Origin of the sequence: Streptomyces sp. 8K308 (genome assembly GCF_004348315.1) — a bacterium.
GTDB lineage: Bacteria > Actinomycetota > Actinomycetes > Streptomycetales > Streptomycetaceae > Streptomyces.
In genome coordinates this window covers 15,707-28,368 of the sequence record NZ_SMKC01000056.1, presented here as the reverse complement: position 1 = coordinate 28,368, position 12,662 = coordinate 15,707, and the positions used below count along the sequence as shown (strand labels likewise).

Genomic DNA, 12,662 nt, shown 5'->3' with positions numbered 1-12,662 from the left:
GTTTTCCCCCCGCCCGCTTCACTGGTTCTTCGGGCGCCAGCGGGCTGACCGAGCCCCGGGGTCCCCCTCTAGACTGCCGCCCATGAGTTACGGGCAGGGGGGACCCCAGTGGGTTCCCGGGGGTTCGAACACACCGGACTGGAACGCGCTCGCGGCCGATGCCGAGCAGAAGCGGGCCCGCAAGCGCTGGTGGGTCATCATCGGCAGCGCGATCGCCGCGGCTGCCGTCGGCACGGTGGTCGCGCTCGCCATCGTCAACCAGGGCGGCGACGGGAGCGACACCGCTTCCGAGGATCCGGGCTCGGGCGAGCTGCCGGCCGAGCCGACGGGCGACCCGAGCGACGACCGCACGTTCGACGAGACGACCCTGCCGCCGCTGCCCCAGCCCCGGGAGTTCATCTCCGACGCCGACAAGGACATCGCGCCGTTCGAGCCGGAGTCCTTCTTCGGCGGCGCCATGGAGGTGGAGGGCCGCCCGTACACGTTGGCCGCGTCGGACGCGACCGAGGGCTGCGCCGGCGCCGTCTCCGACGACCTCGGCACGGTGCTCACCGACAACGGCTGCGTCACGCTGCTGCGCGCGACCTACACGGCGGAGGGCGTGGCGGTCACGGTGGGCGTCGCCCAGTTCGGCACCGAGGAGAACGCGGTCGCCGCCCGGGAGGCCGCCACCGGCAACCTCCAGCCCCTGACCGGCGGCGACGCCCCCTCGTTCTGCCAGCGCGGCGGCTGCCGCACCACGACCAACCAGGTCGGCCGCTACACCTACTTCACCATCGCGGGGAACAGCGACGGTTCCCCCGACAGCGGCGACGGCACCCCGGCCCAGCAGGCCGCGCGTGACGGCAACGACCACGCCTTCGCCCGCATCATCCAGCGCGGCGAGGCCCAGGCGTCCGCGTCCGCCTCGGCCATCGTCGAGGAGCGCAACAACGGCTAACCGCCAGGACCGTCACGTGGCGGACGCCGTCTCCAGGGTGAAGGGACGGGGGTCGCCGGCGAGCGATGCCTTCGCGGCGGCGCCGTAGCGGTCGGCGAGGATCTCGATCTTCCCGGCCTCGACCCCGTCGAGGGCGGCGCGGACGACGTCGACGGGGTCGTTCAGCACGCCGTCCGGGAGCACAGCGCCCCCCAGTGCCTCGGCCGCGTACTCCTTCATGGTCCGGGTGGCCGTCGGTCCGAACACCAGGCCGGTGACGAGGGTGCCCTGGCCGGCGAGTTCGAGTCGGACGCCGTTGGTGAGGCTCCACTGCGCGGACTTGGCGACGGCGTACGCGTTGTTGCCGACGAGACTCTGGAAGGACAGGACCGACAGGACGTTGAGGATGGCGCCGCCGCCGTTCCCGGCGAGGACGGGGGCGAAGGCGCGGATCACGGCGAGGGTCCCGTAGACGTGGGTGTCGAGGGTCAGCCTGATCGTGTCGAGGTCTCCGTCGACGAGGTTCACGCCCAACGAGACCCCGGCGTTGTTGACCAGCAGGTCGACGTCGGCGGCGGCGGCCGCCGCCGCCGCGACGGACGCCGGGTCGGTGACGTCGAGTGCCAGCACCTCGGCGCCAGGAACGTCGACGAGCTCCGGACGCCGGGCGGTGGCGTACACCTTAGCGGCGCCCCGGCGCAGCAGCTGCTCGGCGAAGTGGCGGCCGAGGTCGCGGCCGGCTCCGGTGACGAGGGCGGTGGCTCCGTGCAGTCGCATGTCTCTCGCCTCTCCTTGAGGATCGTCCCGGTCCACCCGGGCATGAAGAACCGTACGGACGGTCAGATGCGTCAGTCGATGCCCTCCTGACTCAGATCCTTACCCGTCTGCCTCAGCGGGTGGCGCGCCGTCACTACGATCGCCGCATGGATCCACTAACCGACGTGCTCTCCGTCTCCGGCGTCCGAGGCACCCTCGGCACCCGGATCGAGGCGGGTGGAAGCTGGGCGATGCTCCTGGACGACCGTCCTGGCGCGGCGCTGCACGCCATCACCTCGGGCAGCGCGTGGCTCACCGTCGTGGGCCGTGAGCCACGGGAGCTGGCCACGGGCGACGTCGTACTACTGTCGGCCGGTACGCGGCACAGCCTGGGCGACTCCCCCGAGACGAAGGCGGGGGCGTGCGACCTGGTGGCGGCGCCCGAACGCGCGACCGGTGAGGTGGTCAGGCTCGGCTCGCCGCCCGTGCGCACGCGGATCGTCACCATGCACTACGACTGCGATCCCGCGGTGCGCACCCGGGTGCTCGGCAGGCTTCCCGACCTCGTGCACGTCGGTGCCGACACGGGGGCGGCCTGCTTCGACGACGCCGTGCGCATGCTCGGCCGCGAACTGGCCGCGCCGGGGATCGCGACGACGGCCGTGCTCAACAGCCTCGTCGACATCATGCTGATCCAGTTGCTCCGTGCCTGGCTGGCCACCCGGCCGGCCGAGCAGCGCGGGACCTGGCTCGGCATGCTCGGCGATCCGATCGTCCGTCGGGCGCTCGAGCTCATCCATCGGAACCCCGCAGGGCCATGGACGACGACGACGCTGGCGGCCGCGATCGCGGCGTCGCGCGCAACGCTCGCGCGGCGTTTCCCGGCGGCCATCGGGCAGAGCCCTGCCGCGTACCTGACGCAGTGGCGGATGGACCTGGCAGCCGTCCGACTCCGCGACACGGACGACTCCGTCGAAGACATCGCGGCCGCCGTGGGGTACGGCTCGGTTCCCGCCTTCAGCCGCGCCTTCACCCGCGCCCGCGGCCGGGCGCCGGGCCGCTACCGCGTCCACGCCCGCGCGTCCGCTCAGGTCAGCCCCCGGCGAGGGTCCTGACGTTGCGTGACTCCCGGTTCCGGGCGGCCAGTTGGTCGTCCGGTGGGTAGGCGACCTTCTCCAAGGTCAGCCCGTGCGGCCGCACCACGTGGACCGCCGAGTCGCGGACGCGCCCGGCCAGCACCTTGCCCGGCCAGTCGGGCGGGCGGTGGCCGTCGCCGACGAAGAGCAGCGCGCCGACGAGCGAGCGGACCATGTTGTGGCAGAACGCGTCGGCTTCCACGGTCCCCTCGACGACCCCGTCCGGCCGCCGCTCCCAGCGCAACGCGCGCAGCGTCCTGATGGTCGTAGCGCCCTCGCGCTTCTTGCAGTAGGCGGCGAAGTCGTGCTCGCCGAGCAGCCGCGCCGACGCCTCGTTCATCGCCGCCACGTCCAGCGGCCAGTTGTGCCACAGGACGGACGCGTACTGGAGCGGGTCGACGCCGCCCGGGTGGTCGCTCACCCGGTACGCGTAGCGCCGCCAGATCGCCGAGAACCGCGCGTTGAAGTGCGGGGGCGCCTCCGTGGCCCGCCACACCCGCACGTCGCTCGGCAGCCGGCCGGCCAACCGCCGCACCAGCCGGTCCCGCTGCTCGAGCCAGACCGCCTCCGGCAGGTCGACGTGCGCCACCTGCCCCCGCGCGTGCACCCCCGCGTCCGTCCGCCCGGCCACGGTCAACTCGAACCGCCGCGCCGACCGCGTCACGACCCGCAGCGCCTCCTCGAGCTCCCCCTGCACGGTCCGCAGCCCATCCTGCCGGGCCCATCCGGAGAAGTCGTGCCCGTTGTAGGAAAGATCGAGCCGAACGCGAACGTGCCCCGCCTGTACCTCGTCACTCACGCCACCGATCCTCTCAGCCGCCGGCGGGCGACGAACACGACCCCACGCCCGGGCCGGGCCGCCCCACCCCGCAACATACTCCGTATGTATCGAGTATGCTCCGCTCGTCGCACTGCGAGGAACGGGGAGGCGGGTCGTGACCGTGACGGAGATCAGGCCTGGCGAGAAGGGACCGACCGAGCCACGGCACACCACGGGGCCGGTCGAGGTGGTCGGCTACGGCCTTGCGGGTCTGATACTCGTCGGCGGCGGGGCGCTGTGGACCACGCCGGTGCTCAACTGGCTCGTCGGCCCGGCGATCTGCGTGCTGTGCGCCGCCGGGGCCGGCCTCGTCGCGACCGGGTCCGCGGCGGGGGCGACGCGTGAGCTGGGCGGCACACGAGCTCGAAAGCTACCTGCCGCACAGGCACATCAAGACCAGGGCGTCCTTCCTGGCCATCCTCACCCAACTGGGGGGCCTACGGCATCAAGTTGGGCAACCTGGCCATCAGACCCGCCGCCCCCTGAGAACACCACAGCGGCTGGCCGGGCGCCGGGTTCACGCACTCGCTCATGTTCGCCGTCGTGCTCGGCCCGCTGGTGCTGTGGATCTTCAGGAGCCTGGAATGGGCGCTCTGCCTCTTCGTCGGCACGATGTTGTTCTTCCCCTTCACCGCCCAGCAGTACAGCACCGACATGTGGGCCTACGCCGCCCAGGCCGGCCGCTACGGCGACGCCGCCGCGCACTACGGCAGGCTCGGCCTGGTCTGGGACCTGATCTGGCTCACCCGCGCTGCTCGGCTTCAAGGCCCTGCGCGCCCGCTCCTTCTTCGCCGGGGCTGGCTCCGCCGCCGCCACCTCTCCGACCGGGTCCTGTTGGCCCTGTACCGCGCGTACTAGTCAGACGGCCGCACCACGACCTTCTCCCCGTTACCTGTTCAGGTCCGCGGCGGAGGCAGCCGCGGACCGCTCGCGCTCAGAACGAACCGGCGCGCACCGCTGCCACGAAGCCGGCCCAACTCCCTGAGGGCACGAGGAGCGCCGGCCCGGTCGGGTTCTTGCTGTCCCGGACGGGAACGGCACTGGGGAAGTCGTCGACGACTTCGAGGCAGTTGCCGTTGTCGCCCAGGCTGTAGCTGGACTTTCGCCACGCCGGCATCGCGGACGCGTCAGGGATGCTCCTGCATCGCATTCTCGTACTCCTCCGCCATCGACTCGATCAGCTCCAGGGACGCCACCAACGGGAGCGCGGCGGCCCTGGCCAGATCATAGGCTTCCCGGTAACGCCTTACGAACGCCGGTTCGTCGGTCAGCGCACCGGCGTACAGCACCTCAAGGTACGCCTCGTCGGGCGCGTCCGGGAAACGCATGAGCCGAAGGCTGTTGTCGGTGAGCGGGTGGGCGCCGGCCGCGAACGGCAGCACCTGCACCTGGACCCGGCCGGAGCGGATCAGTTTGGCGATGTGGCGGAGCTGCCCCGCCATCACCTTGGGGCCGCCCACCACCGTGCGCAGCACGGCCTCGTTCAGGATGGCCCACATCCGAGGCGTCTTCGGGTCGTCGAAGATCTTGGCCCTGTTGATCCTGTTGACGACGCGCTGGTCAAGCTCCGTGGCCTGGATGTTGGGCTCCGTGCCCACGTTGATGGCGCGGGCGTAGTCAGCGGTCTGCAGCAGCCCCGGCACCGCGCCCGCCGCGTACTCCTCGATGACCTCCGCCAGCTTCTCGGACTCCGCCGCCTCCGCGAAGTGCGGTGCGAACTGCGCCTCGTCCAGCGTCGGGAGCCACCGCTCGAAGAAGCCGTCCGCGTTCAGCTCTCTGTCCAGTCGTTTGGCCTCCTCCAGGCGTGGGCGTCGTCGGCCCGCCTCGATATGGGCGATCATCGAGGGCGAGACGATCACCGCCTCGCCGAGCGAGACCTGGGTGTGTCCCGCGGCCTCCCGCCGCAGTCGCAGTTCCTCGCCGTACTTGCGTCGCGTCATCATCGGCTCGGTCGCGTCGTTGGCCATGGTCTGGAACTCCCGTCTTGACAGTGCCCGTGGAAGGCCTCCATGGCTTCCATCCGTAGCACGCTGACGGCAGTCTGTGAGCGTGAGGCCACGCAGCGCAATAGGGCCCCCACCTGCCGCGAACCCGAGGGAGCAAAGGAATCAGATGAGCTACGACCGCGACCGGGACCGTCCGCTTCCGGAGTCCGCCCTGCGACTACTGCCGTGGGGGTCGCCGGGCGGCAAGCGGTACCACCTCAGGGCGACGAGGGCGATCCCGGCCGGCTCGGGTTGCTGGCCGACCGCGCCGAGGAGGATCAACTCGGCTGGCGCAAACACGTTGTCGCACGCCGAGCGCGTGCTCGCGATTCCGACCGCCGGGCCGCTAACGCTGCGCGTGGCGCTCCAGCGCACCGCGACATCACTCTCGGACGCCCTCCGCATCGCCGACAGTCGGGGCGCCAGGCTCGCCGAGCAGGTCGGCGACCAAGAGAAAATTTAGCGATGCGAATTTGCAATTCTGCAATGGGGGATGATCGCCCAGCGTCGGCGAGAAACCGCCTTCACGACAAAGCGCCTGCTCTTGAGGAAGATTTGAGCTTCATTCGTCGACACCCGTGTCGAGGTTACAAGAAAGCCCAACGCCCATTCTTTACAACAGAAAAGTAGTGGGGATACGCTCTCGAACACCCCCGAACGCGCCGGTGCCCGCTCCCCTCCCCTGAGGGCGGGCGCCGGCGCTCCCCCGCACCCGGAGGGCGTCACTCCAGCCCGGCCGCCTTGCGCAGCAGCACGGAGCGCTCGCGGACGTTGCCGCAGAGGCGGGCGGCCAGCTCGAGTTCGGCCCGCGCCTCGACCGGGCGGCCGAGCCTGATGAGGAGTTCGCCGCGCACGGTGGGGAGCAGGTGGGAGCCAGAAAGCCGTCCGGAGGCGGCCAGTTCGTCCACCATGGCCAGGGCCTCGCCTGGGCCGTCGGCCATGGCGACCGCGACGGCCCGGTTGAGCTCGACGACGGGTGAGGGGGCCACCCGGCCGAGCGCCTCGTAGAGGAGCACGATCCGCTCCCAGTCGGTCTCGGCGACGGAGGGTGCCGCCGCGTGGCAGGAAGCGATCGCCGCCTGGAGTCCGTAAGGGCCGAGGCCGCGCCCGCGCTCGGCCGCGCGGCCGAGCGCCGCGAGACCGCGGCGGATGGCCGACCGGTCCCACAGGCGCCGGTCCTGGTCCTCGAGGAGCACCGCCTCGCCGTCGGGCCCGACCCGGGCCGGGAAGCGCGCGGCCGTCAGCTCGCACAGTGCGAGCAGCCCGTGCACCTCGGGCTCGTCCGGCAGCAGCGCGGACAGCATCCGGGCGAGCCGGATCGCCTCGTACGCCAGTTCCTGGCGCAGCAGACGGTCGCCGCTCGTCGCCGTCGCGCCCTCCGTGAAGATCACGTACAGCACGCTCAGGACGCCGCCGAGCCGCGCCCGCCGCTGCTCGGCGGGCGGCAGTTCGAACGGCACACCGGCCGCCGCGATCGTCTTCTTCGCCCGCGTGATCCTGGCCTGCACGGTCGGCACCGGGACGAGGAACGCCCGGGCGATCTCCTCGCTCGACAGGCCGCCGACCGTGCGCAGCGTCAGGGCCACCCGCGCCTCGGGCAAGAGCACGGGGTGGCACGCGACGAACATCAGCGCGAGGACGTCGTCGTCGACCCGGTCCGGGTCCCACGGCAGGTCGCCCGCGCGATCCGGCGGGGCCTGGGCGCCCGAACTCGTCTCGCCCTCGGCGAGTTGGCCGGCGAGCAGCGCGTAGCGCTCGTCGAGCGCGGACCGGCGGCGGAAGCCGTCGATGGCGCGCCGCCGCGCGGTGGCGAGCAGCCAGCCCACCGGATTCGCCGGGGCGCCGTCGCGGGACCAGGTGACGAGCGCCTCCGCCACCGCCTCCTGCGCGACGTCCTCGGCGAGCGCGAAGTCCCCGGTGTAGCGGGCGAGCGCGCCGATGATCTTCGGTGACTCGATCCGCCAGACCGCCTCTACGGCCCGCCGCGCCGCCTCGGTGACCGGCGCCGGCTCGTCGCCGGCCGCCGGGCTCAGAGCTGGCCGGTCCGCTCGCGCCACGCCCGCTCCCTGATGATCCACTCGTTGTCCTGCGGGAACTCGTCGATGCTCGGCACCCGGCGGATCTCGGTCTTCGTGCCGGGGAAGGCCGGGATCCGCTTGGCCCACTCGATCGCCTCCTCCTTGGAGGCCACGTCCAGGATGTAGTAGCCGCCGAAGAGTTCCTTGGTCTCGCCGTAGGGGCCGTCGGTGACGATCGGGGTCTCGCCGCCGTACTCGACCACCACGCCCTGCGACGGGTCGTCGAGCCCCTCGGCGGCGACCAGCACACCGGCCTTGATCAGCTCGTCGTTGAAGCGCCCCATCCTCTCCAACATCTCCTCGAAGGGGGTCTCCATCATCTTGGCCATGGACTCGTCGGTGCCCCGCATGATCAGCATGTACTTCGCCATCGTCGCTCTCCTTGATCCTGAGGGTTCGATCCTGAGGGTCGGCTCTCGACCCTCTCACCCTCAGGTCGAACGGTGGAGCGGTGGATCGACAGACCGACGAAGAAGCCGAGGAATTTTTTCGGGGCCGGTCCCGCACGTCGGTCCCGCACGTCAGCGCCGGGTGAGGCGGGGGAAGAGGCGCTCGGCGTTGCCGCGGTCGACGGCGTGGAGCTGGCCGGGTTCCCAGCGCGGGTACCGGTCCAACTCGGCGTCGAAGCCGGCGCCCCACTCCTCGGCGAGCATCGGGTGGTCGCTGCCGTAGAGGACGTGGCCCGGGGCGGCGAAGGCTACGCCGCCCAGCGCCTCGCCGTCGCCGCCCACCTGCGCCACGACACCACCCCCGAGGACGTCCTCGCCGACCTGAGGCGCTTCCACTTCGACGCCTCGTTCTCGGCCGGGCCCGTCACCCTGCCCACAGGAAGCCGCCCGCGTGCGGGAGGAGCATCCTGATCCGGGGATGGCGGCGGGGCACGCCGGCCAGGGCCAGGTGCGGCGCGGTGCGGGTCGTGTCATGTCGTGAGGGAGTCCATCAGCGGGGTGGGCAGTTCGGGGACCATGGCGCCGGGCGGTGCGGTGGGGTGGACCAGGACGACGGCGCCACGGGCGTCACGCTCCGCCCACAGCGGCTCGAACGCCGGGTCACCCAGGTAGCGGCCCCGTGGTTGGACAGCCCCAGCAGGCCGTCGGCGCCCAGCTCGTCCAGGGTGTACGCGGCCTCACGAGCGCCGCGTCGACGTCGGGCAGCGGGAGGGCGGCGAACAGGCCGAAGCGGTCGGGCCGGTTCCTGACCAGCTCGGCCGCATACTCGTTCACGGCCCGTGCCCCCGCCCGTTCCCCGGCCTGGTCGTCGGGCGCGGCGAGTGGCGCGGCGTAGGACAGGACGCCGGTGGCGATGGCGCGGCGGTCCGTCATCGCGTGCGCGCCGCGCTCGTCCCCAGGCCGGCGCCGGCCAGCCCTGGGCGGCGGCCCGGTCGGCGATGGCGTGCGCCCGGTCGTGTGGGACGAAGTGCCGGTGGACGTCGATGCGTGCGGGTTCCGTCAAGCCCGGCTCGGCTCCTCGGGCGGGCGGCGACTGCGTGTCCGGCCATCAGAGCGGACCGCCGGGGCGGCCCGGGCCCGACCGGGCCGGGCGCCCGGCGCACGCGGCCACGAGATCACCCCGGCGGACGGCTCCCCCGGGCGCCGGGGCCGTGCGGCCGCCCCCCTGGCTCGGTCAGAGGTCAGAGGCCCAGCACGGCCAGGGCCAACCGCTGCACGGAGTGGGTGAAGTGGCGGGGGTCGTCCGGACGGGTGAGGTGGCGGACGAGGTCGCCGTCGAAGGTGGCGAGGAGCGCGTGGGCGAGGAAGTCGGCGTCGGCGTCGGGGCGTTCGGCGGCGATCAGGCCGGCCAGGTGGGCGTGCCAGAAGCGGTAGCTGGGGTCGGCGAACTTGTCCTCGGCACAGGCCTGCTCGTGGGCCGCGAACAGCACCGCGTTGCGCTCGGCGATCGCGCTCAGGCCGTCGAGGAAGGCGAGCAGCCGCTCGCGGACGGGCGCGCCGGGGCCGAGCGGCGGGGGCCCTTCGGTCACGGCCCGGCGCAGCTCGCGTGACCGCTCCTCGAGCAGCGCCTGGAGCAGGCCGGCGCGGCTGCCGAAGCGGCGGAAGACGGTGCCCTTGCCGACGCCGGCGAGGGCGGCGACCCGGTCCAGGGAGACGTGGTCGCCGCCGCCCTCGGCGAGCAGCCGCTCGGTGGCGTCCAGCACGACCCGGCGGTTGCGGGCCGCGTCGGCGCGTTCGGCCATTCCCGGCTCTCCTCACGGACGAACGACTCGGACTGTCGGTCCGGTTATGCTACCATGCGCTGACCAACCGGACCGCCAGTCCGCTTCTCTCGCCAGAAGGGTGTCCCCGCCATGCGCGCGCTCCTCGTCGACCCCGAAGCCCCCGGCTCGCTGCGGCTCTCCACCGCGGCCGAGCCCGAACCGGCCCCGCACGAGCTGCTGCTCGACGTCCGCCACATCTCCCTCAACCGGGGCGAGGTGCGGTTCGCCGGCCGGCGACCATCGGGCACCGTGCACGGCTACGACGCCGCCGGCGTCGTCGCGCGGGCCGCCGCGAACGGCTCGGGCCCGGCCGTGGGGACCCGGGTCGCGGCCTTCGGCACCGGCGCCTGGGCGGAACGGATGGCCGTCGACACCACGGCGGTGGCCGAGGTGCCGGACGACGTCGACCTGGCCGCGGCAGCCGCCCTGCCGATGGCCGGCATCACCGCGCTGCGGACGCTGCGCGCGCGAGACATCCTGGGCCGCCGCGTCCTGATCACCGGCGCCGCGGGCGGCGTCGGCCGCCACGCGGTCCAGCTCGCGGCGCTCGGCGGAGCGCGGGTGATCGCCTCGGTGGGTTCCGCGCCGCGCGGGAAGGGGCTGCGTGACCTCGGCGCGCACCAGGTGGTGACGGGCCTCGACGGGATCGACCAGCCCGTCGACCTGATCCTCGACACGGTGGGCGGGCCGCAGCTGGCCGCCGCCTGGGAGCTGCTGGCGCCGGGCGGCGTCGTCCAGAACATCGGCTGGGCCTCCGACGAACCGGCCGTCTTCGCGCCGTACTCGCTGTTCTCCATCGGACCGGCCAAGACGATGAGCACGTTCGGCGACGTCCGGGAGGTGGGCCCCGACCTGGCCGTCCTGCTCGGCTTCGTCGCCGCCGGCCGCCTCTCCCCCGAGATCGACTGGCGCGGCCCGTGGGAACGGATCGACGAGGCGGCGCGCTCGCTGCTCGACCGGCGGATAGCCGGCAAGGCGGTACTCGACCTGTAGAACGCCGTCGGGCCCGCTCCCCCAGAGGGGAACGGGCCCGACGGATGGTGCTCGCGAGATCAGGCGTCCTTGGACTCGTCCTTGGTCTCCTCGGCGGCCTCGTCGGCAGCCTCGTTGACGGCCTCGGTCTCCTCGTCCGCCTTGGACAGGTCGGCCTTGGCCTTCGCCTCGTCGGCCTCCTTGACCGCGCGGCGGGTGGCGGCCTCGGCCTCACCGACGGCGGCCTGCTGCACGGTGAGGGCCTCCACCAGCTCGATCACGGCCATCGGGGCGTTGTCGCCGCGACGCGGGCCGATCTTGGTGATCCGGGTGTAGCCGCCCGGACGGTTGGCGAACTTGGGGCCGATCTCCGTGAAGAGCGTGTGGACGACGCTCTTGTCGGTGATCGTCTGCATCACCTGGCGACGGTTGTGCAGGTCGCCCTTCTTGGCCTTGGTGATCAGGCGCTCGGCCACCGGGCGCAGCCGGCGGGCCTTGGCCACGGTGGTGGTGATGCGGCCGTGCTCGAACAGCGCCGTGGCGAGGTTCGCGATCATCAGCCGCTCATGGGCGGGGCTACCGCCCAGCCTGCGGCCCTTGGTGGGCGTAGGCATATCTCTCTCCTGTCGTTTCTGCGCCGGCCGTATCAGGTACCGACGTCAGCGGCCCGGGAGCTTCGCTCCCGGAAGTCAGGCGGGCGGCTCGCTGCGCGAGCCCGCCGCAGGCGACCGGCGCCCAGCGGGTCAGTACTGCTCGGTCTCGGCGAAGCCGGTGTCGCCGTCGTCGTCCGCGCCGAAGGCGTCGGCCGCGGTGGTCGGGTCGAATCCGGGCGGGCTGTCCTTGAGGGCCAGGCCCATGCCGGCCAGCTTCGCCTTGACCTCGTCGATCGACTTGGCACCGAAGTTGCGGATGTCGAGCAGGTCCGCCTCGGAGCGGGCGACGAGTTCGCCGACCGAGTGGATGCCCTCGCGCTTGAGGCAGTTGTAGGAGCGGACCGTCAGCTCCAGCTCCTCGATCGGCAGCGCCAGGTCCGCGGCGAGCGCCGCGTCCGTCGGGGACGGGCCCATGTCGATGCCCTCGGCGTCGATGTTGAGCTCGCGGGCCAGACCGAACAGCTCGACCAGCGTCTTGCCGGCGGACGCCATGGCGTCACGCGGCCGCATGGCCTCCTTGGTCTCGACATCGACGATCAGCTTGTCGAAGTCGGTGCGCTGCTCGACGCGGGTGGCCTCCACCTTGTAGGTGACCTTCAGCACCGGGCTGTAGATCGAGTCCACCGGGATGCGGCCGATCTCCTGGCCGACCTGCTTGTTCTGCACCGCGGAGACGTAGCCGCGACCGCGCTCGACGGTCAGCTCCATCTCCAGCTTGCCCTTGCCGTTCAGCGTGGCCAGGACCAGGTCGGGGTTGTGCACCTCGACACCGGCCGGCGGCGCGATGTCGGCGGCGGTGACCAGACCCGGGCCCTGCTTGCGCAGGTACATCACGACCGGCTCGTCGTGCTCGGAGGAGACGACCAGCTGCTTGATGTTGAGGATCAGGTCGGTGACGTCCTCCTTGACGCCCGGCACGGTGGTGAACTCGTGCAGCACGCCGTCGATGCGGATGCTGGTGACGGCGGCGCCGGGGATGGAGGACAGCAGGGTCCGGCGCAGCGAGTTGCCGAGGGTGTAGCCGAAGCCCGGCTCGAGCGGCTCGATCACGAACCGGGAGCGGAACTCGTCGACGACCTCTTCGGTCAGAGAGGGACGCTGAGCGATCAGCATGGGTTACGACTCCAGTCT

General features: G+C 72.3%; 16 protein-coding genes. 5 read left to right on the top strand and 11 right to left on the bottom strand.

Annotated elements, in window-relative coordinates:
• Positions 1-82: 82 nt before the first annotated feature.
• On the top strand, positions 83-940 hold the full coding sequence (locus tag E1265_RS11495) for a hypothetical protein (RefSeq protein WP_132930180.1): 858 nt from the start codon (positions 83-85) through the stop codon (positions 938-940).
• A gap of 12 nt (positions 941-952) precedes the next feature.
• Here E1265_RS11495 and E1265_RS11490 read toward each other — a convergent pair whose 3' ends face one another.
• Positions 953-1,696, bottom strand: coding sequence for an SDR family NAD(P)-dependent oxidoreductase (locus E1265_RS11490; protein ID WP_132930179.1), 744 nt, complete (start codon positions 1,694-1,696; stop codon positions 953-955).
• Between the two features lie 146 nt (positions 1,697-1,842).
• Between E1265_RS11490 and E1265_RS11485 the strand changes: the two genes are divergently transcribed.
• A complete protein-coding gene (locus tag E1265_RS11485; RefSeq protein ID WP_132930178.1) occupies positions 1,843-2,790 on the top strand; it encodes an AraC family transcriptional regulator in 948 nt (315 codons plus the stop codon).
• On the opposite strand, the gene truA is transcribed toward E1265_RS11485, so the two are convergent.
• Positions 2,768-3,610 carry a tRNA pseudouridine(38-40) synthase TruA gene (gene truA / locus E1265_RS11480; RefSeq protein WP_132930177.1) on the bottom strand — a complete coding sequence of 281 codons (843 nt, stop codon included), beginning with the start codon at positions 3,608-3,610 and terminating at the stop codon, positions 2,768-2,770. The two genes, E1265_RS11485 and truA, sit on opposite strands and share 23 nt — an antisense overlap.
• A 552-nt stretch (positions 3,611-4,162) precedes the next feature.
• On the opposite strand from truA, the gene E1265_RS11475 reads away from it, so the two are divergent.
• Positions 4,163-4,489 (top strand): hypothetical protein, encoded by a 327-nt coding sequence (locus E1265_RS11475; protein ID WP_132930176.1) that lies wholly within the window; start codon positions 4,163-4,165, stop codon positions 4,487-4,489.
• A 76-nt stretch (positions 4,490-4,565) separates the two neighbouring features.
• Here E1265_RS11475 and E1265_RS11470 read toward each other — a convergent pair whose 3' ends face one another.
• Both E1265_RS11470 and E1265_RS11465 read right to left on the bottom strand, forming a co-directional pair.
• Positions 4,566-4,781 carry a DUF397 domain-containing protein gene (locus E1265_RS11470; RefSeq protein ID WP_132930175.1) on the bottom strand — a complete coding sequence of 72 codons (216 nt, stop codon included), beginning with the start codon at positions 4,779-4,781 and terminating at the stop codon, positions 4,566-4,568.
• Positions 4,759-5,598, bottom strand: a complete 840-nt coding sequence (locus tag E1265_RS11465) for a helix-turn-helix transcriptional regulator (protein WP_132930174.1) — start codon at positions 5,596-5,598, stop codon at positions 4,759-4,761. Before E1265_RS11465 ends, E1265_RS11470 begins: the two co-directional genes overlap by 23 nt.
• A gap of 145 nt (positions 5,599-5,743) precedes the next feature.
• On the opposite strand from E1265_RS11465, the gene E1265_RS11460 reads away from it, so the two are divergent.
• Entirely contained in the window at positions 5,744-6,079 is a 336-nt protein-coding gene (locus E1265_RS11460) for a hypothetical protein (RefSeq protein ID WP_132930173.1), read from the top strand.
• Between the two features lie 259 nt (positions 6,080-6,338).
• Here the strand turns inward: E1265_RS11460 and E1265_RS11455 are convergent, their stop codons facing one another.
• The 5 genes from E1265_RS11455 to E1265_RS11435 form a co-directional block, all read right to left on the bottom strand.
• Positions 6,339-7,673, bottom strand: coding sequence for a DUF6596 domain-containing protein (locus E1265_RS11455; protein ID WP_132930172.1), 1,335 nt, complete (start codon positions 7,671-7,673; stop codon positions 6,339-6,341).
• Positions 7,646-8,065 (bottom strand): YciI family protein, encoded by a 420-nt coding sequence (locus E1265_RS11450; RefSeq protein WP_132930171.1) that lies wholly within the window; start codon positions 8,063-8,065, stop codon positions 7,646-7,648. Before E1265_RS11450 ends, E1265_RS11455 begins: the two co-directional genes overlap by 28 nt.
• 150 nt (positions 8,066-8,215) lie before the next feature.
• Complete coding sequence (locus E1265_RS11445) at positions 8,216-8,479, bottom strand: amidohydrolase family protein (RefSeq protein ID WP_132930170.1); 264 nt, start codon at positions 8,477-8,479, stop codon at positions 8,216-8,218.
• 264 nt (positions 8,480-8,743) lie between these two features.
• Positions 8,744-9,016, bottom strand: a complete 273-nt coding sequence (locus E1265_RS11440) for a hypothetical protein (RefSeq protein ID WP_132930169.1) — start codon at positions 9,014-9,016, stop codon at positions 8,744-8,746.
• 308 nt (positions 9,017-9,324) lie between these two features.
• The gene (locus tag E1265_RS11435; protein WP_132930168.1) at positions 9,325-9,885 is read right to left on the bottom strand and encodes a TetR/AcrR family transcriptional regulator; all 561 of its coding nucleotides are present in this window, start codon (positions 9,883-9,885) and stop codon (positions 9,325-9,327) included.
• A gap of 111 nt (positions 9,886-9,996) precedes the next feature.
• On the opposite strand from E1265_RS11435, the gene E1265_RS11430 reads away from it, so the two are divergent.
• Entirely contained in the window at positions 9,997-10,899 is a 903-nt protein-coding gene (locus E1265_RS11430; protein ID WP_207931044.1) for a zinc-binding dehydrogenase, read from the top strand.
• 59 nt (positions 10,900-10,958) lie between these two features.
• On the opposite strand, the gene rplQ is transcribed toward E1265_RS11430, so the two are convergent.
• Together rplQ and E1265_RS11420 are read right to left on the bottom strand one after the other, a co-directional pair.
• Positions 10,959-11,492 carry a 50S ribosomal protein L17 gene (rplQ, locus tag E1265_RS11425; RefSeq protein ID WP_132930167.1) on the bottom strand — a complete coding sequence of 178 codons (534 nt, stop codon included), beginning with the start codon at positions 11,490-11,492 and terminating at the stop codon, positions 10,959-10,961.
• Between the two features lie 129 nt (positions 11,493-11,621).
• On the bottom strand, positions 11,622-12,644 hold the full coding sequence (locus E1265_RS11420; protein WP_132930166.1) for a DNA-directed RNA polymerase subunit alpha: 1,023 nt from the start codon (positions 12,642-12,644) through the stop codon (positions 11,622-11,624).
• Positions 12,645-12,662 lie beyond the last annotated feature (18 nt).